Consider the following 24493-nt stretch of genomic DNA (forward strand, 5'->3'; position numbering starts at 1 on the left):
GTCGCCGCCGACCTCGTCAGCACCAAAATCGGAACACCTGCAACGCAGCGGTAGAGCGGCTTTTACTCGCCCCGGCAAATGCCGTGAACGGACTGGCCAAACCGTGACTCAAGAGTCATGCTTGGCGTCTGTCTGTATCTTCGCAACGTTTAGGAACCTACCCGGCATGAGCCGCGATAGCCGCTACCTGGAAGCCATTCTCCATCACGACATCCCGCTGACCCGCTCGCTAGGGCTGCGCGTCGAACAGTGGGAAAATCACGAGCTGCGCCTGCAGGTACCGCTGCAGCCGAACATCAACCACAAGAGCAGCATGTTCGGCGGCAGTCTGTATTGCGCCGCCGTGCTGGCAGGCTGGGGCTGGTTGCATCTGCGGCTGCGCGAAGCCGGTATCGAAGACGGGCATATCGTCATCCACGAAGGAAAGATCGAGTACCCGTTGCCGGTAGTGGACGATGCGATCGCCATCTGCTCGGCGCCAAGCCCCGAAGCCTGGGAGCGTTTCGAGTCGATCTACCGCCGCCGTGGCCGTTCGCGCCTGGAGCTCAACAGCCGCATCCTCGCCGCCGATGGTCGTGACGCTGTGCGCTTCACCGGGCAGTTCGTCCTGCACAAGTAGGCCATCGACATGGAGCCGCCGTCGCGGCGGTTCCGCTCAGGCGCTACATGGCAGCCGCGCCAGCTTCAGGGGCGGTTGGCCAGCTCGATCAGCGACTCACGCCAGTCGACGCCCTTTGGCAACGCCAGGAATGACGGATTCAGGTAGCTCTCGCGCGCCTCGTAGCGCAACGGCGCGCCGCTGACATCCAGCACCTCACCGCCCGCCCCCTCCAGCACGCCTTGCGCCGCAGCAGTGTCCCACTGCGAGGTCGGCGCCAGACGCGGATAGCAGTCAGCGGCACCCTCGGCGAGCAGGCAGAACTTCAGCGAGCTGCCCACGTTGGCCAGCGCCAGCTCGCCGAAACGTTCGCCCAGGCGGCTCAGCAGCAGCTCCTGTGCCGGGCTGCTGTGGCGCCGACTGGCTACCACGGTGAACGCGCCGGCAGGCTGCCTGCGCACACGCAAGGGCTCTGCCGCGCCGTTCGCCTCGCTGCGCCAGGCACCGAAGTCCTCGCCACCGTAATAGCAGCGTCCGGATGCCGGGATGCCGACCACACCGAAACGCACCTTGCCCTCTTCGATCAGCGCGACATTGACGGTGAACTCTTCGCTGCCGGCGATGAACTCCTTGGTGCCATCCAGCGGATCGACCAACCACCAGCGCGTCCAGCCGGCGCGCTCGGCCAGCGACAGCTCGCAATCCTCTTCCGATAGCACCGGAATTGCCCCGTCCAGCGCTCTCAGTCCGTCCGCCAGAACGCGATGGGCAGCCATGTCGGCAGCGGTTACCGGCGAGTCATCGGCCTTCGCCTGCACCGCCAGTTCGCTGCGCCAGTGCGGCAGGATCACCGCGCCGGCCTGGCGCACCAGATCGATGACCGACGACAGATACGGATGGTTCATTGGCCGAATTCTCCGCGCTGGGTGAGAAGATCGCGGGCCAGATAGAGCGCCGCCAGTGCACGCCCCTCGCTGAACTGCGGATGCTGCACCAGGCTCGACAGCTCGTGCAGGCTGACCTTGTCGAGCCGCATCGGCTCGGGTTCGTCGCCTGGCAGCTGCTCGGGATACAGATCGCGCGCCAGCACCACCTGGATCTTCTGACTCATATAACCCGGCGACAACGACAGCTCGGTGAGCAGCTCCAGGCGCCGCGCACCGAACCCGGCCTCCTCCTTGAGCTCTCTATTTGCAGCCTCGAGCACATCCTCTCCCGGCTCGATCAAGCCCTTGGGCAGCGACAGTTCGTAACTGTCGGTGCCGCCGCAGTATTCCTCGATCAGCAGGGCGTTTTCCGCGTCGGCCAGCGCCACGATCATCACCGCACCATAGCCGCTGCCCTTGCCGACCAGGCGTTCATAGGTGCGCTCGACACCATTGGAAAAACGCAGCTGCAGCTCTTCGACACGGAACAGGCGACTGCTGGCGACGATCTCTCGGGCAAGTACAGTGGGTTTCTGGCGCATGGGAAACTCCTGGAAACGCGAGCGGCTATCATAACCCGGCTTATTGCACTGGCCGCGAATGCTTTGCGACCAGCTGACCGCAGCCCCATCCCCTCCACTGCCGACCGAGCCTGCCAATGACCGCCAACCTGCCCTGGCCCGACATCGATACCGTCCTGCTCGACATGGACGGCACGCTGCTGGACCTCCACTTTGACAACCATTTCTGGCTCGAACTGCTGCCGCAGCGCTACGCCGAATTGCACGGCATCAGCCGCGCCATGGCCGAACTGGAACTCGCGCCGCTGTTCAACGAACACGTCGGCAAGCTCACCTGGTATTGCCTGGACTACTGGACCCGCGAGCTGAACCTGCCGATCCGTGAAATGAAACGCGAGATCGCCGAACTGATCGCGCTGCGCCCCGCTGCCGACGAGTTTCTCGCCGCGCTGCGCGAAGCCGGCAAACGTGTGGTGCTGATTACCAATGCGCACCGCGACTCGTTGTCGCTCAAGCTGGAGAAAGTCGAACTGGCGCCCTGGTTCGACCGGCTGATCAGCTCCCACGACTATGGCTACCCGAAGGAGGAGCCACAGTTCTGGCACGCACTGCGTCAGGATCTGGACTTCGATCCGGCACGAGCGCTGTTCATCGACGACAGCCTGCCGATCCTGCGCAGCGCCGGGCGTTTCGGCATCGCTCATCTGCTCGCCGTTCGCGAGCCGGATAGCCGGCGCCCGGCCAAGGACACCGAAGAATTTGCCGCGGTCGACGACTATCGGGAGCTGGTGCGCAACCTGCTCGGCGAGCAAGCGTGACGGCAGGCGCTGCCACTGACGTCTGAAGGCCTTACACTAGGTCGGTAGTTGCCGTCGGCAGCAAACCCGCTCAGGACGAGCCGGGCCGACACGCATCGAAACAGCGGACGGAAAGGCAGCAGACGCCTTGCGCTCGTAGTTCAGCCACGGATGATCGATAGGAAGCAACATGGCAGCAGTAGGCGCCGAACTCTGGCCCCATAGTCACAGCGAGATGAGCGAGCGCATTCGCCGGTTCGACTGGGGCACGACCGTGCTCGGCGCGCCGGACACCTGGCCGCCGGCGCTACGGCTGCTGCTGGACACCCTGCTCGAAGCACCGCTGCCGATGTGCATCCTCTGGGGCGACCAGGCGCTGCAGCTGTACAACGATGCGCATGCAGCGCTGATCGGCGACCGCCATCCAGCCGAACTCGGCCAGCCAGCCTGCCACCGCTGGGGTGCGACCTGGGAACTGCTCGATCCGGCCTGCGACACTGCCCGCCGCGGCGAGCCACGGGTACTGCGCAACCAGCAGCTGGTGATCGAGCGTGAAGGCGTGCCGGAGCAAGCCTGGTTCGACCTCGCCCTCAGCCCCATCCGCGACACCCCGCGCAGCATCGGCGGCCTGCTGCTGTGCCTGAGCGAAACCAGCGAGCGTGTGCGCACCGAAACCCGCCTATCGCAAACCGCCCTGCACTACAAGCTCAGCGCCGAAGTCCACCGGGCCAGCGAGCAGCGCCTGCAACTGGCACTCGAAGCCAGCGACCTGATCGGCATCTGGGACTGGGCCATCCAGGCCAGCGAAATACCGCCGGGCGCTGAGCTGTCGCGCATCCTGCCGGTGGCGCAGTCCGGGCCGAAGGGCCTGAGCAGCGAAGCCTTTTTCGATCACGTGCATCCCGACGACGTGCCACGGCTGCGCGCCGCACTGCAACGCTGCATCACCGAGCGCGGCAATCTCGACGTGCGCTACAGGCTGCGCGGCGAGCATGGCACCACGCGCTGGGCGCTAGCCCGTGGCCGCTGCCATTGCGACGATCAGGGCCGGCCACTGCGCTTTCCCGGCGCGGTGATGAACATCACCAGCCAGCAGGCCAGCGAAGATACGCTGCGCCAGCGCGAGGCCGAACTGAAGATGATCACCGATGCCCTGCCGGTGCTGATCGGCTACATCGACTCCGAGGAACGCTTCCGCTTCAATAATCGCTACTACACCGAGTGGTTCGGCCATTCCACCGAATGGCTGCTGGGCAAGACCGCGCGTGAAGTGCTCGGCGAGCGCGGTTATGCCGAGCGACGGACGAACATCCGCGCCGCCCTTGCCGGCCAGGACGTGACCTTCGAGGCCTATAGCCCGCATCGAGACGGCCAACCCCGTCGAATGCTAGTGCATTACCTGCCCCGCCGCGACTGCAACGCAAACGTGCTCGGCTTCTTCGTCATGGCACTGGACGTCACCGAGCGCTGGCGTGCCGAACAGGCCCTGCGCGAGCTCAACGAGACACTGGAGAGCCGCATCCAGGAGCGCACCCAGGCGCTGGCCGAAGTCTACGAGCGCCTGCTCAAGGAAATGGCCAGCCGCGAGCAGGCGCAGGACGCGCTGCGTCAGGCGCAGAAGATGGAAGCCGTGGGCCAGCTGACCGGCGGCATCGCCCATGACTTCAACAACATGCTGACCGGCATAATCGGCGGGCTGGACCTGATCCAGCGCTATATCCAGTCCGGACGCCATGGCGAAACCCAGCGCTTCATCGATGCGGCGGTAACCTCGGCCAATCGCGCTGCAGCGCTCACGCACCGCCTGCTCGCCTTCGCCCGGCGCCAGCCATTGAACCTCAAGCGGGTCGAGCTCAATCAGCTGATCGAATCGATGCACGACCTGCTCAGCCGCACCCTGGGTCGTCACATCCACATCGATAACCGTCTGCAGCACGGGCTGTGGCCGGTTTCCAGCGACGAGAATCAGCTGGAAAGCGCCCTGCTCAACCTGGTGATCAACGCCCGGGATGCCATGCCAGACGGCGGCAGCCTGCTGCTGGAAACCCGCAACGTGGAGCTGTACAGCCAGGGCGAGGTGGGCGATCTGGCTGCTGGTCGCTATGTCATCCTGAGCCTGACCGACAGTGGCTGCGGAATGAGCGCCAAGGTGCTTGCGAGCGTCTTCGAGCCGTTCTTCACCACCAAACCCCTTGGCCAGGGGACCGGGCTCGGCCTGTCCATGGTCTACGGCTTCACCCGGCAGGCGGGCGGCCATATTCAGATCGCCAGCGAACCCGGAGAAGGCACCCAGGTCAGTCTCTACCTGCCTGTATATGAGGACGAGGGCGTCGCAGCGGTACCGGCCAGCGAGATCGAAGGCCCCCTGCGAGCCAGGCAGGGCGAAACGGTCCTGGTAGTCGAAGATGATCCCGCCGTGCGCCTGCTGGTGATCGACGTACTGGAGATGCTCGGCTTTCAGGCATTGGAGGCGGCGGACGGCAATGCGGCGATACGCATCCTCGAAAGCAGTGCGGCCGTCGACATGCTGGTCACCGATGTCGGCCTGCCGGGCATGAACGGCCGCCAGCTCGCCGATGTCGCGCGGCAGGCGCGCCCCGGTCTGCCGGTGCTGTTCATGACCGGCTACGCCAAGCAGGCGGCCAGCTCGGACTTCCTCGAACCCGGGATGGACATGATCAGCAAACCGTTCAACCTGGATGCCCTGGCCAAGCGCGTATGCGACATGCTGACGGAGAACGACCAACGGTGAATCGTCCGCGGCCGGATGGGGTCATAACCCTATCTGCCGGACTGCCCAGCACACGGCCTTGCATCACTCAGGAACCAAGCTGCCGATGAACGCTCCGTCACGCCTGACCGCTGCCTTCGCCGGCGCTGTGCAATCGCCCGCCGGCGCCAGCCAGCGCTATTGCTATCAGCCAATCGACGAGTCCGAACAGCGCTCGGTCGATCTAGCCGAGGAATGTGCGCTGGCAGTTGCCTACAACGGCCTCAGCCAGGCGGTGATGATGATCTCTCCGGCCGACCTCGAGGACTTCGTGGTGGGCTTCAGTCTGGCCAACGGCTTCGTCGACAGCCTGGACGACATCTACGACATCCGCCTGCATGGCTGCGGCAATGCCCGCCGGGCCGAGGTGGACATCGCCAGTCGCGCGTTCTGGCGGCTGAAGCAACAACGCCGCCAATTGCCCGGCAACAGCAGCTGCGGGCTTTGCGGCGTCGAGGCGCTTGAACAGGCATTACCCAGGTTGCCGGCGCTGGCGCCGTCAGCGCTGCCGCCTTCGCACTGGCTGCAGGACCTACGGCAGCGTATTGGTGAGTTTCAGCCACTGGGACGAGACTGCGGTGCCGTCCACGCCGCGCTGTTCATGGATGCCAATGGCGAGATCCGTCTGGGCCGTGAGGACATTGGCCGACATAACGCGCTGGACAAGCTGATCGGCGCCATGGCCCGCGGGCGTCAGGCCGCGGCTGGCGGCCTGGCGATCGTCACCAGCCGCTGCAGTCTGGAGTTGGTGCACAAGGTACAGCGGGCCGGCATTCCGACTCTGGTGAGTCTGTCCTCTCCCACCGGGCTGGCCGCTCAGTGGGCACAGCGGCACAACCTGAACCTGATCCATCTGCCGCACCACAGCCCGCCACGCATCTACAGCCCGGCACTATCGACGGCCGATGCTCGCTGAGCAATCGCACCGCAACCGGCTCTGCAGCTGTCGTTGCGTGGCGCGCAAGCAGATCGAGACAGCCGTTAAATCCTGAAGTTCCGCTGCAAAATCAAATAGTTAACAAACAGGAACTGCATCACGCATTTCATCGGGAAGCCCTTGCTGGAAGCGAAGCGGCGAGTAAGGATCACGCCGCAATTCCTCATACGGGATCACACCATGAAGTACGCCTCGATTTTCCTGTTGTCTGCCAGCCTGCTCAGTGGTGCCGCCGTTGCCGGTAGCAACACCGAAGCAGCCGTCGGCGGTGCGCTCGGCGGCGCGCTGGGCTCCGTAGTTGGAGAACATCTGGGTGGCTCTACCGGCGCCACCATCGGTGCCGGGGTCGGCGGCGCAGCCGGCGGCATGGTCGGCGCAGACAAACGCAGCCGCACCGAAGCGGCCATTGGCGGTGGTCTGGGCGCAGCCGGCGGCAATGTCATCGGCCAGAAAGTAGGCGGTAGCACCGGCGGCCTGATCGGCGCGGCCGTGGGGGGTGGTGCCGGCGGTGCGATCGGTAATGCCTACGGCGACGATGATGACCGCTACCGCGGCGACCGCCGCTATCGCGATAGCCATTACTACGGCCCGCCCGGCAAAGCCAAGGGGCACTACAAACATCGCCACAAGCACCATTGACCGCTTGAGCCGACAACGCACAGCGCCCTGCTGAAAGCGAAGCCACACCCATCGCCCGGACTCGGCCCTGCCGTCTCCGGGCGATTTGCTTGTCACACGTAGACCGCCAGGATGCCCGCTACGCCAACGCCTCCAGCGCCGCCCGCAGGCGCGGAGGAATGGCAGTCGGCCGGTTGCTTGCCCGATCGACGAACACATGCACGAAGCGGCCCGCAGCACTGGCCTCCTGCTCACCCTCGCGGAAGATCGCCAGCTCGTACTGCACCGAGGAATTGCCCAGCTTCGCTACGCGCAGGCCGACCTCGATGACGTCCGGGTAGGCGATTGACGCAAAGTAATCGCAGGCCGAACTGACCACGAAACCGACAATCTCGCCGCTCTGGATATCCAACCCGCCGTGCCGGATCAGGTAGTTGTTCACCGCCGTATCGAAGAATCCGTAATAGACGACGTTGTTCACGTGGCCGTAGATATCGTTGTCATGCCAGCGCGTGGTGATCGGCTGGAAATGCTGGTAATCACGGCGCAGGTGCTTGGGCTGCTCGGGCATGGTGGCCTCCACGGTGCACAGATTGATGGACGTTCGCTCAATAGGCGGCCTGGTAGATCGCCAGCGCATCGGCCTCGGTCACTTCCCGCGGGTTGTTGACCAACAGGCGCTGCTGCAGCATCGCCTCCTTGGCCAGCTGCGGCAGCATGTCCTCGGGCACACCGGCATCGCGCAGGCGGGTGGGCAGGCCGACACGGGCACTCATCTGCTCGAACTCCTCGATCAGCTGCTCGGCGTAGGTGGACGGATCACCTTTGCACAGCCGGTCGCCGAGGATGATCGGTGCCAGTTCGCCGTAATGCGTGGCCGCCGCGCTGACGTTAAAACGCAGCACCTGCGGCAACACCAGCGCGTTGGACAGGCCGTGAGGAATATGGAAATTGCCCCCCAGCGGATAGGCCAGCGCGTGCACGGCGGCGACCGGCGCGTTGGCGAACGCCTGCCCGGCCAGGCAGGCGCCGAGCAGCATCGCCTGGCGCGCCTCGCGGTTGCTGCCGTTGTGCACCGCCTCGTCCAGATTGGCCGCCAAGAGGCGCAGCGCCTCGCGGGCCAGCAGGTCGGACATCGGGTTCTTCTTCAGCGCACTGGTGTAGGCCTCGATGGCATGCACCATGGCGTCGATACCGGTGGCCGCGGTCACCGCGGGCGGCAAGCCGAGGGTGAGGTCGGCATCGAGCAGCGCCAGATCCGGCAGCAGCAGGGGCGAAACCACGCCCATCTTCGTCGTCTCGCCGGTGGTGATGATGGCGATCTGCGTGACTTCCGAGCCGGTGCCCGCCGTGGTCGGCACCTGGATCAGCGGCAGGCGCTGGCCCTTGGCGTTGCCGACCCCATAGATGTCCTGCAGCGATTGACCGCATTCAGGATGCGCCAGCAATGCCACCAGCTTCGCTACATCCATCGAGCTGCCGCCACCGAAGCCGATCACCAGATCGGCACCGCACGCTTTCGCCTGCTCGACTGCAGCCATCACGATATTTTCTGGCGGATCAGCGATGACCTGATCGTAGACGGCGACCTGCAGCCCTTCCGTCTCGAAGCCCGGCAGGACTTCGTCGAGCAGGCCGAAACGGGTGATGCCCGGGTCGGTCACCACCAGCACCGAGCGCGCCCCGCGCTCCTTGCAGAGGCTGGCCAGCCGGCGCGACGAGCCGGGCTCGCAGATCAATTGAGCGGTTGTGGCAAAGCTGAACGGATGCATCGGTGCCTCCTGTGATCGATTAGCTCAAAACGCGAAGTCGCTTTCCGGCAGCGCCATCAAACATTCGGCCCCACCCTGAATGGCTTCCCGATGCGCACTCGCCCGCGGCAATACCCGGCGCAGGTAGAAATCCGCACTGGCCAGCTTGGCCTGATAGAACGCTTCTTCACCGCTGCCTTGCTCCATCGCATCCTGGGCGCGCGCCGCGGCCTGCAGCCACAAGCCCGCCAGCAGGACATACGCCGAGTACTGCAGGAAATCCACCGACACCGCGCCAATCTCCTGCGGATCGCGGCCGGTCGCGGCGATGATCTCGGCCGTCAGCTCGCGCCATTCGCCGATGCGTGCCTGCACCTTGCTGGCCATGTCGTGCAGCGCCGGCCGGTCGATCTGCCGGTCGCAGACCTCGCTGAATTCTGCCTGCAACGCCGACAACTCCGCGCCGCCATCGCCGAGCAGCTTGCGGCGGATGTAATCCAGCGCCTGAATGCCATTGGTGCCCTCGTAGAGCTGGGTGATGCGGCTGTCGCGCATCAGCTGCTCCATGCCCCATTCGCGGATATAGCCGTGGCCGCCGTAGACCTGCACGCCGAGGCTGGCGACTTCCTGACCCATGTCGGTGAAGAACGCCTTGACGATGGGGATCAGCAACGCAGCGCGCCTGCTCGCCGCCTTGCGATAGCTCGGCTCGGGGTGGCCGTGCTCGAGGTCCAGCTGCCGGGCGCAGTAGGCGGCCAGCATGCGGCTACCTTCGACCAACGTTTTCTGCGTTAGCAGCATGCGGCGCACGTCCGGGTGGACGATAATCGGGTCGGCGACCTTGTCCGGGTGCTGCACGCCAGCGAGTCCGCGCGATTGCAGGCGCTCGCGGGCATAGGTCAGCGAGCCCTGATAAGCCTGTTCGGCAATGCCAAGCCCCTGCAAGCCGACCTGAAAGCGCGCGTCGTTCATCATGGTGAACATGCACGCCAGGCCCTGATTGGGCTCGCCGACGATCCAGCCGGTGGCGCCATCGAAGTTCATCACGCAGGTGGCCGCGCCCTTGATGCCCATCTTGTGCTCGATGGCGCCGCAGCTCAGCGCGTTGCGCTCGCCCGGCGTGCCATCGGCATTGGCAATGAACTTGGGCACCAGCAGCAGGCTGATGCCCTTCACCCCAGCAGGCGCATCCGGCAGGCGCGCCAGCACCAGGTGGACGATGTTCTCGCTCATGTCGTGCTCGCCGCCGGAGATGAAGATCTTGCTGCCGCTGACCTTGTAGCTGCCGTTCGCCTGGGGCTCGGCCCGGGTGCGCAGCAGCGCCAGGTCGGTGCCGGCCTGCGGCTCGGTGAGGCACATGGTGCCGCTCCAACTGCCGCTGACCAGCTTCTCCAGATAGGCATTCTTCAATTCATCGCTGCCGTGCTTGTACAGCGCCAGCACCGCGCCTTCGGTCAGGCCGGAATAGATGCGAAAGGACAGCGACGCACCCATCAGCATCTCGTGGAAGTTGCAGGCCACCAGCTGCGGGAAGCCTTGACCGCCATACTCGGTCGGCCCGGTCATGCTCGCCCAGCCGTTGTCGACGTACTGCTTGTAGGCCTCGACGAAGCCCTGCGGCGTGCGGACTTCGCCGTTTTCCAGGGTCACGCCCTCTTCGTCGCTGTTGCGATTGAGCGGCGCGATCTCGCCGCCGGTGTAGCGCGCGGCTTCTTCCAGCACGCCGTCGATCAGCTCGCGGTCCAGGCCGTTGCCGAGCAACTCGCAATGGCCAGTGGCGTCGAACAGCTCGTGCAGCACGAAGCGCATGTCACGCAGGGGGGCCTTGTATTCCATGCTCAAGCCTCCTTCTTGTAGTCGGCGAAACGCCCGCCAAGAGTGGCCAGGCTGTCGATCAGCTCGGCCGGCTGCCAGTGGGCGCCGTGGCGCTCGGCCAATGCGTTGAGGCGATCACGAATGGCCGGCAGGCCCTGACGATCGGCCCAGGTCATCGGCCCACCGACTTCGGCTGGGAAGCCGTAACCATAGAGGTAGACGGTGTCGATGTCGGCGCTGGATTCAGCCATGCCTTCCTCGAGAATCTTCGCGCCTTCGTTAACCAGCGCCAGCAGGCAGCGCTCGAGAATCTCCTCGCTGCCAATTTCGCGACGCTGGAAGCCGAGGCGCTCGGACTCGCGCTGCACCAAGGCGTCCACTTCCGGATCGTGCTCGGCCTGGCGACTGCCCTCGGCATAGCGGTAGTAGCCCATGCGCGACTTCTGGCCGAAGCGGCCCAGTTCGCAGAGACGGTTATCCACCTGCACCTCGGATTCATCCTGGCCCTTGCCGGCCAGTTCGCGGGCGCGCCATTCCAGGTCGATACCGACCACGTCATACATGCGGAACGGGCCCATGGCGAAGCCGAAGCCCTGCAGCGCGGCGTCCACCTGATGGGGATAGGCACCTTCGAGCAGCATCATCCGCGCCTCGCGCACGTAGGTGGCGAGCATGCGGTTGCCGATGAAGCCCGGGCAGTTGCCGGCGACCACGCTGACCTTGCCCATGCGCTTTCCCAGTTCGGTAGAGGCATCGAGCACGGCTTTGGAGGTCTTCGCGCCGCGGACGATTTCCAGCAGCTTCATGATGTGCGCCGGGCTGAAGAAGTGCAGGCCCACGACCTGCTCCGGGCGCCCGGTGACGGCGGCGATGGCGTCGATATCCAGCGCCGAGGTGTTGCTGGCAAGAATGCCGGCCGGCTTCACGATGCCGTCCAGCTCGCGGAAGATCTGCTGCTTGAGTTCGAGGTTTTCGTAGACCGCCTCGATCACCAGATCCACATCGGCCAGCGCCTGGTAATCCGCGGCCTTGCTGATGCAGGCCCGGCGCGCAGCCGCTTGAGTCTCGTCGATCCGCCCCTGGCGCACGTTGTGCGCGTAGGTGTCGGCCACCACGGACAGCGCCTGTTCCAGCATCTCGGGGTTGTTGTCCAGCCAGCGCACCTGCACGCCGGCGTTGGCCAGGCTCATGACGATACCGCGGCCCATGGTGCCCGCGCCGATCACGGCGGCGGTCTGGATATCGAAGCGGGTTTGGCTCATTGCAGCTGTCCTCGTTGCAAGGCTGGAAAAACTGGAGACCAACCATAGACGAAGACGCTACTATTTTTGAAATTTAGTCTTGTGATGTTTCGGATTCACCGAATGAATATCTACAATTTCGACCTCAACCTGCTTCGCGTGCTCGACGCCCTGCTGCGTGAGCGCAACGTCTCCCGCGCCGCCGAGCGCCTTTCTCTCAGCCAGCCGGCGGTCAGCAATGCACTCAACCGCTTGCGCGAACTGCTCGACGACCCGCTGCTGGTGCGTGCCGGCCGGGCCATGCAGCCGACGCCAAGGGCGCTGGCACTGGAGGCGCCGATCCGCCATGCGCTGCAGCAGATCGAGCACAGCCTGATCGCCGGAGAAGCCTTCGATCCGGCGCGCAGCCATCAGCGTTTCCGCATCGCGGTGACCGACTATGTCGAGCTGGTCTGCATGCCGGCGCTGATGCGGCGCCTGGCCGAGCATGCACCCGGCATCCAGCTGGCGATCCAGCACCTGACGCCGACGCTGCCGGTCGAGGCGCTGGACAATGGCGAAGTGGACCTGGTGCTCGGGCGCTTTCTCGACGTGCCCTCGCGCTTTCACGTCCGTCACTGGGCCAGCGAGACCCTGCAGGTGGCGGTGCGCCGCGACCATCCGCTGCTCACGGCGGGGCTGGATCTGGAGGCCTTTCTACGCCTGCGCCACCTGTGGGTGCACGGCGGCCAGACCCGCGGCATGGTCGATCAGTGGCTGGAAGCCCAGAGCCTCGAGCGCGAAGTCGTCTACACCACGCCGAATTACCTGCAGGCCGCCCATATCGTCGCCAGCAGCGACCTCGCCGCAGTCTTGCCAACGCAGCTGGCCCGCTATTTCGCCACCCTGCTACCGCTGCAACTGTTCGACCTGCCGTTCGACCTGGGCACCTTCGCCCTGGATATCGTCAGCGTCGCCCAGCGGCAGAACGATTCGGCGCTGCAATGGCTGATCGAGCAGATCGCTGCCGTGGCGCCCGCCTGAGCGACTGCACCGAAACCATGCTGCCGTTAGTGCCTATTTGCTACCATTCCCCAGCTTCTTTGTCGGAAATACCTGCAAAGCAACCGAGCTTCGCCCGCTGCGCGGAACATCGCGGCAAGGCGGATATCTACTCTTGCTAATGCGCCATGGTGAACATGGACGATCAAATCAATCTGGAGCTAGACCTATGGCGGCCCTGCTGCAACGCACCATCGACACCATCACTCGCAATCAGGCCGAACTGCTCAGCAGCTGGAAATCCGACCTGCAGAATCTGGGTGGCTACCACAACGTCAAGTCCGAAGAACTGGCCCAGCAGACCGTCGACCTCATCCGTCAGCTGATCAGCGGAACGGCAGATGGCTCTGCCGACATCAATGGTCCGGCCTGGGATGGCATGCGCCTGTATCTGGAGAAGCTCTCGCGCAGCCGCGCACTGCTAGGCATGGATTCGCAGCAGACCGCCGGTTTCATCTTTGCCATCAAGCGCCCGCTGATGACCCTTCTGCAGAGCGAATACGCCAACGAGCCGGCGGTATTCGCCGAGCAGCTGTGGGCAGTATCCGAGCTGATCGACAGCCTGGGGCTTTACACCGTACGCACCTTCCAGAAGACCCGCGAAGAGGTGATCAAGCGCCAGCAGGAAGAACTGCTGGAGCTCTCGACTCCGGTGGTCAAGCTGTGGGACGGCGTGCTGGCTCTGCCGATGATCGGCACCCTCGACTCGCAGCGCACCCAGGTGGTGATGGAATCGCTGCTGCAGCGCATCGTCGATACCGGTTCTGAAATCGCCATCATCGATATCACCGGCGTACCGACGGTCGACACCCTGGTCGCCCAGCACCTGCTGAAGACGGTCACCGCGATTCGCCTGATGGGTGCCGACTGCATCATCAGCGGCGTGCGTCCGCAGATCGCGCAGACCATCGTGCACCTCGGTCTGGATCTGCAAGGCATCGTCACCAAGGCCAGCCTGGCCGACGCCCTGGCCCTGGCCCTGCGCCGTTCCGGCCTCACCGTGACGAAGGCCGTCTAATGGACCGCATACCCATTCTGCGGATGGGCGAGTTTCTGCTCGTCACCATCCAGGTCGACATGCACGACCAACTGGCGATGACCCTGCAGGACGATCTGGCCGAGCGCATCAGTGCGACGTCGGCAAAGGCCGTACTGATCGATATCTCCGCACTGGACATGGTCGACTCCTTCATCGGTCGCATGATCGGCACCATCTCCGGCCTGTCGCGGATCATGGATGCCGAGACCGTGGTGGTCGGCATGCAGCCCGCCGTGGCCATTACCCTAGTCGAACTCGGCCTCGAGCTGCCTGGTGTCAGCACTGCGCTGAACGTCGAGCGTGGCATGCAGTTGCTGCGTGCCCGCGTGGCCGCGCAATGATCGTGCGCAGCAGCGGCAGCCAGCCGGTGCGCCTCGAGCAGGACGTCGTGCTGGCACGGCAGACCGTGCGCAAGCTGACCCAGGAATGCGCCATGCGCCTGATCGACCAGACCAAGCTGGTCACCGCGGTCAGCGAGCTGGCGCGCAATACCGTGGTCTACGGTGGCGGCGGCGACATGGACTGGCAGCTGATCGAGGATGGCGCGCGGGTCGGCGTGCGCCTGACCTTCCGCGACGAAGGCCCTGGCATCGCCGACATCAAGCTGGCCATGACCGATGGCTGGACGTCGGGCAGCGGGCTTGGCCTCGGCCTGACGGGGGCCAAGCGGCTGGTCGACGAGTTCGAACTCGACAGCACGGTTGGTGTGGGCACCCGAATCACCATCACGCGGTGGACATGAACGTTCAGGGAAGCGTTACCCAGGTCCTGCTGATCGAAGACAACAGCCAGATCGGCCATGCCCGCCGGGTCGCCCAGCGCCTGGCCGAACAACACGGCTTCGATGCCACCGATGCCGGGCGCGTTGCGCTGCTGGCCACCGAGCTGGCAAGCAACGTGCTCAAGCATGCCGGACGTGGTGAACTGCATCTGCGCGCGATCCAGGGCCAGGATGGTCCCGGGGTCGAGATCATCGCAGTGGATCGCGGGCCCGGCTTCGACCTCAATCAATGCCTGGCCGACGGCTATTCCAGCTGTGGCACCCAAGGCATCGGCCTCGGCGCCCTGGCACGACAGGCCCAGGTGTTCGACGCCTATTCCGATGGCCGCGGCTCGGTTGTGCTGGCCCAGCTGTTCCCACGCACGGTGCAACCACCGCGGTGGCGCTACGGTGTCAGCCAGCAACCCTTTCCTGGCGAAAGCGCATGTGGCGACGATTGGCACCTGGCCTTCGACGAGCAGCGCTGCAGCGTGCTGGTGGTCGATGGCATCGGCCATGGAGAGCTTGCACAACAGGCGGCACGCGCCGGTGCAACGGCATTTGCCGAGCATCCATTCGACTCTCCGTCCGCGCTGTTCGACAGCATGCATCGCGGCATGAATGGCAGCCGCGGTGGCGCTGCGGCCATCGCGCAGTTCGACAGCCAGCGGCAGGCACTCAGTTTCGCCGGCATCGGCAATATCGGCGCCAGCCTGATCGGCAACGACGGCTCACGCGGCCTGGCTTCGCACCCCGGCATTGTCGGCGTGCGCTTTCGCAAGGCGCATGTCTTCGAGTACCCGCGGGGCGATGCGCGGCTGTTGGTGCTATACAGCGACGGCCTGCAGTCGCGCTGGAACCTGCGCGATTATCCGGGCCTGGTACACCGTCATCCGGCCATCATCGCCACGCTGTTGCAGCGCGACTTCTGCCGCGGCCGCGACGACGTGACCGTACTGGCTCTCAACCTGGAGGCTGCTCGTGACTGACCCTATGCTGCCGGAAAGCGGCGATGCAGACCGCATCGAACTGTTGCGTCAGGAAAACGAGCTGCTGCGTGCCGAGCTCGAAGAAACCAACCAGGGCGTACTGGCGCTCTATGCCGAGCTGGACACCCAGGCCGAGCAACTGCGCCAGGCCTCGGAACTGAAAAGCCGTTTCCTCTCGTACATGAGCCACGAGTTCCGCACGCCACTGGGTTCGATACTCAGCATCACCCGCCTGCTCAGCGACGAGCTGGACGGCCCCCTGAGCCCGGAGCAGCACAAACAGGTGCGCTTCGTCAGCTCGGCCGCCAGCGAGCTGAGCGAGATGGTCGACGATCTGCTCGACCTGGCGAAGATCGAAGCCGGTCGCGTGAGCATCTCGCCGGCCTGGTTCGACATGCTCGACCTGTTCTCGGCACTGCGCGGAATGTTTCGCCCGATCGTCGAAGGCTCGCCGGTGGACCTCATCTTCGAGGAGCCGGTAGGCCTGCCGCGCTTCTACACAGACGACAAGAAGCTTGCGCAGATCCTGCGTAACTTCATCTCCAATGCGCTGAAATTCACGCCGCAGGGCGAGGTGCGCGTATCGGCGCGAATGGAGAACCCGCAGCAGGTGCGATTCGCCGTCAGCGACACCGGCATCGGTATCGCCGCCGAACTGCACGACCGTCTCTTCGAAGACTTTGCCCAGGTCGACTCGCCGCTGCAGAAGCGCCTGCGCGGCACGGGCCTTGGCCTCGCGCTGTGCAAACGCTTTGCCGAACTGCTCGGCGGCCGGGTCGGTGTGGAAAGCGCGCCGGGCAAGGGCTCCGAGTTCTATGTGATCATCCCGTTTGCGATCCAGGCGGAGGAGCCCGATGGAGCGTGACAGCCGCCTGCTGATCGTCGATGACAACGCCACCACGCGCTATGCGATGCGCCGGGTGCTGGAACGCCACGGCTATCAGGTCCTGGAGGCGGGTACCGGCAGCGAAGGCCTGGCGCTGGTCGCCGGTGCCGCGCCCGATGCGCTGATTCTCGACGTCAACCTGCCGGACATGAGTGGCTTCGACATTGCGCGCCAGCTGCGTGCCGATGCGAACACCGCGCTGCTGCCGCTGATTCACGTCTCCGCCGCCTCCATCGAGACCAACGACATCATCACCGGCCTCGATGCCGGCGGCGATGCCTACCTGATCCACCCGGTTGACCCCGATGTGCTGCTGGCGACACTGCGCACCCTGTTGCGGGTGCGCGACACCGAGCGCGCACTGCGCGACAGCGAAGCGCGCTTCCGGGAAATCTTCTTCCATGTCGCCGCCCCCATCGCGGTGCTCGACGCCGACCTGCAGCTGCACGAATGCAATCACGCATTCGAACTGCTGATCGGCGCGGTCAGCCCATCCGCCCCCCTGTCGGCAAGCTTCGCTCCCGGCCAGGAGACGATGCTCGCCGAATTGCGTGCGCACCTGCAGGCGGGCGAACGCTGGCACACGCCACTGCAGATGCAGGTCAACGGCGAGACGCGCGAAACCGAATGGCAGATCTCCCCATACCGCACCCAGGGCGTTGGCCTGGTGTTCGTCGAAGACGTAACCGAACAGCGTCACCGCGAGCGCGCCCAGCGACAGGAGATCGCGACGACCACCAGCCAGCTCGCCCATGAGGTCGCCGAACGGGCACGCACCGAAGAGCAGTTGCTGCAGGCGCAGAAGATGGATGCCCTGGGCAAGCTCACCGGCGGCATCGCCCACGACTTCAACAACCTGCTCACCGGCATCATCACCGGCATCGAGCTGATGAAGCAGCGCATCATCGAAGGCCGTGCGGACAGCGTGCTGCGCTTCGCCGATGCCTCGCTCAGCTCGGCGCGCAGTGCGGCGTCGCTGACCAATCGCCTGCTGGCGTTCGCCCGCAAACAGCCGCTCGATGCGCGGGCGCTGGACCTCAACGAGCGCATCCGCTCACTGGAAGACCTGTTGCGACGCACCATCGGCGAACGCATCACGCTCATTTTCGATTTCACCGACGAGCCCGCCGTGGCACGCGTGGACGTCAGCCAGTTCGAAAGTGCGCTGCTCAACCTGGTGATCAACGCGCGGGATGCACTGCCGGATGGCGGCCATATCCGTATCAGCACGTTCCCATCGGATGGCAGCCAGAAGCCGGAGCTTGCCGCCGGGCGTTATATCGGCCTGTGCGTGAGCGACGATGGCACGGGCATCGAGCCCGGCGTGCTGGACAAGGTTTTCGATCCCTTCTTCACCACCAAGCCCCAGGGCCGTGGCACAGGGCTGGGCCTGTCGAGCATCTACGGTTTCGCCTTGCAGTCAGGCGGCGATGCAAGCATTCGCAGCACGCTTGGCGAGGGAACCGAGGTGACCCTGCTGCTGCCCGCCGCCAACGGCGAACAGGCTGCGACACCCACGACTGCACCCGACGGCGCAACGCGCCTGGTCGGCCATGAGCACGTGCTGGTGGTGGAAGACATGCCCAGCGTGCGCATGCTGATCGCCGAAACGCTTATCGAGGCCGGCTACCGTTGCAGCCAGGCAGGTGACGTGGAGACTGCTCAATCGTTGCTGGAGGCCGACCCGTCGATCGACCTGCTGCTGACCGATGTCGGGTTGCCCCGCCTCTCCGGGCGCCAGCTGGCCGAATGGGCACGCCGCGAGCGCCCGACACTGCCGGTGGTGCTGATGACCGGCTATGCGGAGAACGCATCCAGTCGCGAGGGTTTCGTCGATGAACGCATGGAACTGGTCCTCAAGCCGTTCGAAGGCGCAGACCTGCTGATCAAGATCCGCGCCCTGCTCGACGAAGCCTGATGTTGTCGAGCGGCCATCCGCCGCCGTATCTCGACCTGTCCTTGGCGCATCGCGCGGACAACAAAAAACCCGCCGAAGCGGGTTCTTTCTGACCATTCCGAATCCTTCCGGCTGCCTTCCTGGCGTGGTCGATCATCCTGATCCTGAGCGCGTCCTGCACATCAGAGTGGGGCTAGATTAATCACATCGATGCAGACGCCAAAGAGCCGAAAACTGGGATTCCTGTAAGCCTTTTGCCATAGCGACTCCAGACGGGTCCGGACATCGGCTGGCCGATGCGGCGGGAGTCGACCGGTGGGGCGCTCCGCGCTTGAGATTGTTGTCCGGCAGGCCCTGATCCAGATGCTGATAATTATCAGGCTATCTGCCTGCGGAATAATTATTTCCGCGCCAACAATATATTGATAAATAACAGCTAATTAAGCTCAAGCGCCTTAAAAAACAGATCCACAGCCGTTTAATTCCGAGAAAAGCCTGTACATATAATTATATACGCGTATATTCGCCCCACTGCTTCGCAATTAACACTTCGACACCCGGCATGATGTTTCTCTGTTTCATCTCCTCGGTTCGTTTTGATTCTCGCTTCTCAGTCTCGGCCCTGAATGCTTCAGTGCTGCAGCCTTAAAACACCCTGGAGATACTCATGTCTACTCGTCAAAATGGCACAGTTAAGTGGTTCAACGATGAAAAAGGTTTCGGCTTTATTACGCCGACCAATGGTAGCGAAGATCTTTTCGTCCATTATCGTTCAATCGAAAGCACAGGCTTCAAAAGCCTGAGCGAAGGCCAAGCGGTTTCTTTCATGGCTACCAAAGGCCAGAAAGGAATGCAGGCCGATCAGGTTCAAGTCTGCTAAGACGCCTGATATAAAAAAGCCCCGCTTCGGCGGGGCTTTTTTTCGTCCGTGATAAATGGCACGGCGCTGAATTCGGCTGATTGAAAGGATGACAAGTGGCCGAACAACAGCGGGAACCGGACAAGCCCAGCCGCGCTTACACACGTGACACGGCCAAAAAGCAAAAACCCGCCGAAGCGGGTTTTTTCTGACCTTTCCGAAGTCCCTTCGAGTGCCGTCCTGGCAATGGTCGATCTTCCTGATCCTGAGCGCTTCCTGCGCTTCAGAGTGGGTGTAGATTAATTACATGCCATGCTTGGCAGAAGTGGAGAACGTCGCAGCTTCTTGTAAGCCTTTCGCTATACCTGTGCACCAGGATCCCTTGCGCACTGACTATCGGCCCTTCAGCAGCGCCGGGGCCCCTTAAGCAGAGCCATCGACAGCCATTCACGTAGATTTTCCTGGCGCCCGATCCCCTGACGGGGGACCGGCAGGATAAAGGTCCGGCTGATGGCGTATTAGTCCTTGTTGAGATCAACCAGCGGGGTCTTGCGTGTCTCCGTATCGCGCCCGCCCTGCAACGCTTCGATCTGTTTGCGTGCCTTGTCTACCGCGGCGCTATCGGCCAACAGTTCGTAGTGCACGCGGAAATGCTTCTGCTCGCCCGGTTCGATCTTCGGCACCAGCCCGAGCGGCCGCTGATAACGGCGGTTGTAGGAATAGCTGGTGCCCGGCTCCAGCCCGGTCACGTAGCCCTGCTTCTCGGTATCGGTGTTCTTCCACAGCGAGAACACCGGCAATTCGCCGGTATTGAAGCCCACACTGACGCCAAGATTGCCGGCCTGGTTGTGCAGCATGGTCAGGGTATCGCCCTGCTCGTCCGCATAGGGCACCACGTTGAAGACCGTCTCGTCATAATCCTTGGTCGGGCCGCCGTAGCGCTGCCAGTCATTCAGCTCTTTCGCGGCACGGGCATTGAAGGGTGAGACCTGTTTGACCGGCGCAACGAAGCGTGCGCCCTCCTCCAGCAGCGGCGTGCCGAAGTTGGTGTGGTACAGCGCCTGATATTCCTTGGCGTAGTCACCCTGGTTGGTCAGCGTGTCGTGCAGCGAGAAACCGGCACGACCCGGCTCGGTGCTGAGCTCGGTGAGAATCGCGAAGTCGAGTTTCTTGAACGCCTTTTCCTGCAGCTCGCCCCGCAAGCGAATGGCATGGGGGGGCTTTTCATCGATCTGCAGCACCACCCGCGAGGCCGGAATATTGGCCGCACGGCCATGCAGCGTGAGCAGTTCGCCATTGTCTTCGCCCGGATGACCGACCCACTCGAAGCCGCAGCGCGTGACCAGCTCGTTGAAACCCTCCAGCCAGCCCAGCCCGCCACGCCCATTGAGCTCGATAAAGGCCGGATTGACCACTTCATCCACCGGGGAATCCCAGCCCAGGCGAACGTCGCCCGCGACGGCTTCCAGGACGTTCATGCCCCGCGTGGGCACAACGGTCATGCGCATGCTGCCATTGTCGATCTCGATCAGACTGACGCCTTCCTGCCGGCCGCCATGCAAGGTCCGCATGCTGACCGAAAACGGCTTTGGCGCATCGATACCCAGCTGCTCGCTGGTGACGCGCCAGTTTTCCGCGGGTTTGTCGTGGTCGATCAGCACCTGTTCCCAGGCCATGGCAGGGGTGGCCAGGCAGATGCCCAGGCCGAGGAGAAGCTGCAAACGCATCATGGATATTCCTTTGTTGTTTTGACTCCTGCTCAAGGTAGCTGAAACGTTTCATCTGGCAAGCCAAAGCGCTTTCCGATGACGAAAGGTGATTACAGGCGGGTGCGACGCGGGAGCTCAGGGGCCAGGCCTTACGCCTTGGTGTAGCGACTCGGCTGCCAGTAGCCGGTCAGCAGCGGCAGCGCGGGACCACGCCAGCCGCGCTGACGGAGCTGCCGGGCGATCAGCGCATTCATGATCTTGTGCCCCATCAGCAGCACGCTGTCATTGGCCTCGGCCAGCTCGATCAAGCGATCAGCCGCTGCGCTGGCACGCCGGGTGGATTCCCGGATGTGCTCGGTATGGCTGGCGAAGCCCATGAACCAGGCTGCACGAAACGCCAGGCGCCAGAAGCGCGACGGCAACAATGGCAGGCCCCAGTCCGGATACGGCAGGTGCGGTTCGGCGAACAGCGGATCGGGCAGCTCACAGCAGTCGCAGTCCAGATACGAGCGTGATTCGATGCAGCGCTGCAGGGAGCTGCAGACGACGATACCGACCGACTCTGCCAGCGCGACCAGGCTGTCCGGGCGCTCGGCGGCGACGACATCGGCAGCGTTGTAGCGCTCGACCCAGGTCTTCATGCCTTTGGGCGTGCTCCAGCGCGCGGCGCCATGGTCGGGTCTGCCGTGCCGCACAAGAATGATCTGCATGAGCGTCAACCGAATAGGAAACGGACAGGCCAGGCGGGCTTGCTTCCGCTACGGCTTGGAGAGGATGTAGCCAGGAAATTTGAAATGAATCGCCCCGGCAAACAGCCGGGGCGACGGCATCACTTGTCCAGCTCGTCCTGCTTTTCCAGGAATTCCTCCTCGAGCATCGCATCCTTGACGGCCTGCGGCTGTTCATCGAGCAGTGGATCATTCAACTCACCGCTGGACAGTACGCGGGTGTCCAGCTTGCCCATCAGATTTGCCAGCGCATGCTGCATCTTGTCCGCCGCTCCATCGACCGCAAGCTGCAACGATTCGGCCTTGTGCGTCACGGACACGGCCTGATGGCCCTTGGGCCGCGCCTCGATCTGGCAACGCTTGTCATCGGCGCCTGCCTTCTGCGCGTTTTCATCACTGATGTGGACTTCGACACGGGTGAGGAAGTCGTCGAAACGCTCGAGACGATCCTCTACGGTCGAGCCGACCCACTCGTGCAGCTCGACACTGCCGGGAATATGGTTGCTATTGACCTGAACATGCATACGACTACTCCTGATAGATGACGTACCTACTAGGGTTCGAGGCATACGCGGCTTCGAGGTTCAGGTGCTTCGTCCGGTTACGAGCGAGTCGGGCTGCAGGTCGCAAAAAAGCGGGTTCTTCAGGTCGCTCAATCCTGCATCAGTTCGTGGTAGCGCTGGCGGTACTGATCGTATGGCAGGTTCTCACTCATCAGCTGCTTGAGTTGATGCTGGCGATAAGCAACTTTGCTCAGAGGCACTTCTACCGGGTTCTCTGCAACCGCACCGAGGCCCTGGGCGCCGTGAGGGAATAGCTGATGGGTCAGTTCGGCGATCTTGTCCTCGGCGCTGATGAACTTGTCTGGTCGTCCGCCGCCCCAGCGAGCGTCATACTCCGCCTGGCCTACCTGGCGGCCATTTTCATAGACGCGAATGTCGGCATAGCTCATATACAACAGCAAGTCCCAGCGCCATGTGCCAGTGTAGGCAGTGCTTAACGGGCAGCTCGTCGGGCTGCTGCCCGCAGCGAGCTGCCGGGTCGTGAAGCCCTTGTCTCGAAGCAATTGCTGATAAGTCGTATTGAAGCCGGCACGGAGTCCGACAGCCGGAATGGTGCAGATCTCGGGCGCAAGCTCGGCCGAAAGACTGGCAGGAGTGACGGTCTGCTTGATACTGCAGCCGGTTATGAAAAGCATGGCGAAAAGCACTGGCAGCGGCGCGGCGCGCATATTGACGTCCTGTCTAGAACCAAAGAGACGGCATTGTGCCATCAAGCAGAATGACGAGTCTTGTCGGTTCGCTTGCTGGCCCGATCCGCCTGGCCGCCAAGGAGCCAGCCCACCACAGCCCATACCGCTGCACAAAAGGCACCGACCAGCGCGACCAGCCAGGCGCCATGACCGAGGCTGTCGAGCAGGCTCTTGGCCCAGCCGCTCAGAGCATCGCCGCCGCGATAGACGACCGTGTCGATGAAGTTCTTCGCCTTGTACTTGCTCTCGGCATCCAGCGGGGCAAAAAGCATTTCGCGGCCGGGACGGACGAAGGCGTACTCGCCGATGCGGCGGACGATCATCACCGCGGCCAGTACGGCAAACGTCGGTGCCAGCGCCAGCCCGATGAAGCCCAGGCAGACGAGTGCCGGCACGGCAGCGAGCAACACGCGCACGCCAAGCCGCTGGGCGATCCGTCCAGTAATGAACAGCTGCGACAACAGCGCGCCGGCCTGCACCACGAAATCGATCGCGCCAAACACGCGTACCTGCTCGGCGCGGTCAGGGAACAGCTCGGCAACCAGCCGTGCCTGCTCGAAATAGAGAAAGGTACTCGCCGTGGTCAGCAGCAGCACGAATGCGGCAACGCCGAGCAGGTAGTTCGAGCCCAGCACCCGGGTCAGGCCGCTGAATGGATTACCGGCAACCGGGCGTTTCGGGCTCTCGGCATGTTCGGCACCGGGACGCCCGGCGCCCAGCACCTCGCGCCACGCCATCAGGTAGTACTTGATGGCCACCGCGGCGACCAGCAACAGCGCTGCCAGCAGCATCAGACCAAACTGTCCTAACACACCCACCAGCAATGCACTGAGCGCTGGCCCGAGCAGCCCGCCAACGCTCGCTCCGGCCGCGATGAACGCGAACAACCGGCGTGCCTGGGGCGCGTCGAACACGTCGGCCATCAGGCTCCAGGCGACCGACACCACAAACAGGTTGTAGACCGATATCCACACGTAGAACACCCGCGCCAGCCAGATGCTGTCGCGCAGCAGGAAGAACAATCCGGCGAACAGCAGCAGATTGATGCAGAAGAAGCCGTAGACCCAGTCGATGTAATGAATCCGCGCGACACGCGAGTTGAGCCAGGCGAACAGCGGGACCGCCACCAGCATGGCGACGAAGGTCGCCGTGAACAGCCAGTGCAGGTTCTCGACGCCGCCCTGAATGCCCATCGACTCGCGAATCGGCCGCAGCATGAAATAGCCGGCAAACAGGCAGAAGAACAGGCCAAAACCGGCCAGCGCCGCGCGCAGTTCGCCGGGACGGGCATTGATCGAGGCTGCACAGCGCGTGGCTAGCGACGTGGACATCCGACCTCCGGTAGATGGCAGACGGCTG

General features: G+C 63.8%; 24 protein-coding genes. 13 read left to right on the top strand and 11 right to left on the bottom strand.

The window, feature by feature from the left end; genetic code table 11:
• The first annotated feature begins 166 nt into the window (after positions 1–166).
• Positions 167–619 (top strand): thioesterase domain-containing protein, encoded by a 453-nt coding sequence (locus tag EA798_RS10255; protein WP_003281000.1) that lies wholly within the window; start codon positions 167–169, stop codon positions 617–619.
• Positions 620–684: 65 nt separating this feature from the next.
• Here the strand turns inward: EA798_RS10255 and cysQ are convergent, their stop codons facing one another.
• Both cysQ and nudE read right to left on the bottom strand, forming a co-directional pair.
• Complete coding sequence (cysQ, locus tag EA798_RS10260) at positions 685–1503, bottom strand: 3'(2'),5'-bisphosphate nucleotidase CysQ (RefSeq protein WP_122098871.1); 819 nt, start codon at positions 1501–1503, stop codon at positions 685–687.
• Complete coding sequence (nudE, locus tag EA798_RS10265) at positions 1500–2066, bottom strand: ADP compounds hydrolase NudE (RefSeq protein ID WP_003281003.1); 567 nt, start codon at positions 2064–2066, stop codon at positions 1500–1502. The genes cysQ and nudE overlap by 4 nt, the downstream gene beginning before the upstream one ends.
• A gap of 116 nt (positions 2067–2182) precedes the next feature.
• Here nudE and yrfG point away from each other — a divergent pair, with 116 nt between their 5' ends.
• The 4 genes from yrfG (at position 2183) to EA798_RS10285 (ending at position 7188) form a co-directional block, all read left to right on the top strand.
• On the top strand, positions 2183–2863 hold the full coding sequence (gene yrfG / locus EA798_RS10270; RefSeq protein ID WP_122098872.1) for a GMP/IMP nucleotidase: 681 nt from the start codon (positions 2183–2185) through the stop codon (positions 2861–2863).
• A gap of 169 nt (positions 2864–3032) precedes the next feature.
• Positions 3033–5594 carry a PAS domain-containing protein gene (locus EA798_RS10275; RefSeq protein ID WP_122098873.1) on the top strand — a complete coding sequence of 854 codons (2562 nt, stop codon included), beginning with the start codon at positions 3033–3035 and terminating at the stop codon, positions 5592–5594.
• An 85-nt stretch (positions 5595–5679) separates the two neighbouring features.
• Entirely contained in the window at positions 5680–6528 is an 849-nt protein-coding gene (gene fdhD / locus EA798_RS10280) for a formate dehydrogenase accessory sulfurtransferase FdhD (protein ID WP_122098874.1), read from the top strand.
• A gap of 201 nt (positions 6529–6729) precedes the next feature.
• Positions 6730–7188 (top strand): hypothetical protein, encoded by a 459-nt coding sequence (locus EA798_RS10285; protein WP_122098875.1) that lies wholly within the window; start codon positions 6730–6732, stop codon positions 7186–7188.
• A 118-nt stretch (positions 7189–7306) separates the two neighbouring features.
• Here the strand turns inward: EA798_RS10285 and EA798_RS10290 are convergent, their stop codons facing one another.
• The 4 genes from EA798_RS10290 to EA798_RS10305 are packed head-to-tail and all read right to left on the bottom strand — an operon-like array spanning position 7307 to position 11995.
• On the bottom strand, positions 7307–7738 hold the full coding sequence (locus EA798_RS10290) for an acyl-CoA thioesterase (protein WP_106156253.1): 432 nt from the start codon (positions 7736–7738) through the stop codon (positions 7307–7309).
• Positions 7739–7775: 37 nt separating this feature from the next.
• Positions 7776–8939: an iron-containing alcohol dehydrogenase gene (locus EA798_RS10295; RefSeq protein ID WP_122098876.1), complete on the bottom strand. Its 1164-nt coding sequence runs from the start codon at positions 8937–8939 to the stop codon at positions 7776–7778.
• A 24-nt stretch (positions 8940–8963) separates the two neighbouring features.
• A complete protein-coding gene (locus EA798_RS10300) occupies positions 8964–10754 on the bottom strand; it encodes an acyl-CoA dehydrogenase C-terminal domain-containing protein (protein WP_122098877.1) in 1791 nt (596 codons plus the stop codon).
• Positions 10755–10756: 2 nt separating this feature from the next.
• Positions 10757–11995 carry a 3-hydroxyacyl-CoA dehydrogenase gene (locus EA798_RS10305; protein WP_122098878.1) on the bottom strand — a complete coding sequence of 413 codons (1239 nt, stop codon included), beginning with the start codon at positions 11993–11995 and terminating at the stop codon, positions 10757–10759.
• 102 nt (positions 11996–12097) lie between these two features.
• Here EA798_RS10305 and EA798_RS10310 point away from each other — a divergent pair, with 102 nt between their 5' ends.
• From EA798_RS10310 to EA798_RS10345, 8 genes are all read left to right on the top strand, one after another.
• Complete coding sequence (locus EA798_RS10310) at positions 12098–12997, top strand: LysR family transcriptional regulator (RefSeq protein WP_122098879.1); 900 nt, start codon at positions 12098–12100, stop codon at positions 12995–12997.
• A 187-nt stretch (positions 12998–13184) separates the two neighbouring features.
• Entirely contained in the window at positions 13185–14033 is an 849-nt protein-coding gene (locus tag EA798_RS10315) for an STAS domain-containing protein (protein WP_106156263.1), read from the top strand.
• The gene (locus EA798_RS10320) at positions 14033–14395 is read left to right on the top strand and encodes an STAS domain-containing protein (protein ID WP_041015300.1); all 363 of its coding nucleotides are present in this window, start codon (positions 14033–14035) and stop codon (positions 14393–14395) included. Before EA798_RS10315 ends, EA798_RS10320 begins: the two co-directional genes overlap by 1 nt.
• Positions 14392–14796, top strand: coding sequence for an ATP-binding protein (locus tag EA798_RS10325; RefSeq protein WP_038664278.1), 405 nt, complete (start codon positions 14392–14394; stop codon positions 14794–14796). Before EA798_RS10320 ends, EA798_RS10325 begins: the two co-directional genes overlap by 4 nt.
• A complete protein-coding gene (locus EA798_RS10330) occupies positions 14793–15803 on the top strand; it encodes an ATP-binding protein (protein WP_122098880.1) in 1011 nt (336 codons plus the stop codon). Before EA798_RS10325 ends, EA798_RS10330 begins: the two co-directional genes overlap by 4 nt.
• Positions 15804–15807: 4 nt before the next feature.
• Positions 15808–16668: an ATP-binding protein gene (locus tag EA798_RS10335; RefSeq protein WP_276539257.1), complete on the top strand. Its 861-nt coding sequence runs from the start codon at positions 15808–15810 to the stop codon at positions 16666–16668.
• Positions 16658–18607, top strand: a complete 1950-nt coding sequence (locus EA798_RS10340; RefSeq protein ID WP_122098881.1) for a response regulator — start codon at positions 16658–16660, stop codon at positions 18605–18607. Before EA798_RS10335 ends, EA798_RS10340 begins: the two co-directional genes overlap by 11 nt.
• Before the next feature lie 646 nt (positions 18608–19253).
• A complete protein-coding gene (locus EA798_RS10345) occupies positions 19254–19466 on the top strand; it encodes a cold-shock protein (RefSeq protein ID WP_106156271.1) in 213 nt (70 codons plus the stop codon).
• Positions 19467–19963: 497 nt separating this feature from the next.
• Here the strand turns inward: EA798_RS10345 and EA798_RS10350 are convergent, their stop codons facing one another.
• The 5 genes from EA798_RS10350 to EA798_RS10370 all read right to left on the bottom strand — a co-directional run bounded on the left by EA798_RS10350 (position 19964) and on the right by EA798_RS10370 (position 24465).
• A complete protein-coding gene (locus EA798_RS10350) occupies positions 19964–21175 on the bottom strand; it encodes an aldose 1-epimerase family protein (protein ID WP_122098882.1) in 1212 nt (403 codons plus the stop codon).
• A 128-nt stretch (positions 21176–21303) separates the two neighbouring features.
• Positions 21304–21864, bottom strand: coding sequence for a histidine phosphatase family protein (locus EA798_RS10355; protein WP_122098883.1), 561 nt, complete (start codon positions 21862–21864; stop codon positions 21304–21306).
• Positions 21865–21983: 119 nt separating this feature from the next.
• Complete coding sequence (locus tag EA798_RS10360) at positions 21984–22406, bottom strand: HPF/RaiA family ribosome-associated protein (protein ID WP_003281097.1); 423 nt, start codon at positions 22404–22406, stop codon at positions 21984–21986.
• Between the two features lie 128 nt (positions 22407–22534).
• Positions 22535–23113, bottom strand: a complete 579-nt coding sequence (locus tag EA798_RS10365; RefSeq protein ID WP_122098884.1) for an Sbal_3080 family lipoprotein — start codon at positions 23111–23113, stop codon at positions 22535–22537.
• 41 nt (positions 23114–23154) lie between these two features.
• Complete coding sequence (locus EA798_RS10370) at positions 23155–24465, bottom strand: NTP/NDP exchange transporter (RefSeq protein ID WP_122098885.1); 1311 nt, start codon at positions 24463–24465, stop codon at positions 23155–23157.
• Positions 24466–24493 lie beyond the last annotated feature (28 nt).

The organism is Pseudomonas songnenensis (assembly GCF_003696315.1).
Taxonomy (GTDB): domain Bacteria; phylum Pseudomonadota; class Gammaproteobacteria; order Pseudomonadales; family Pseudomonadaceae; genus Stutzerimonas; species Stutzerimonas songnenensis.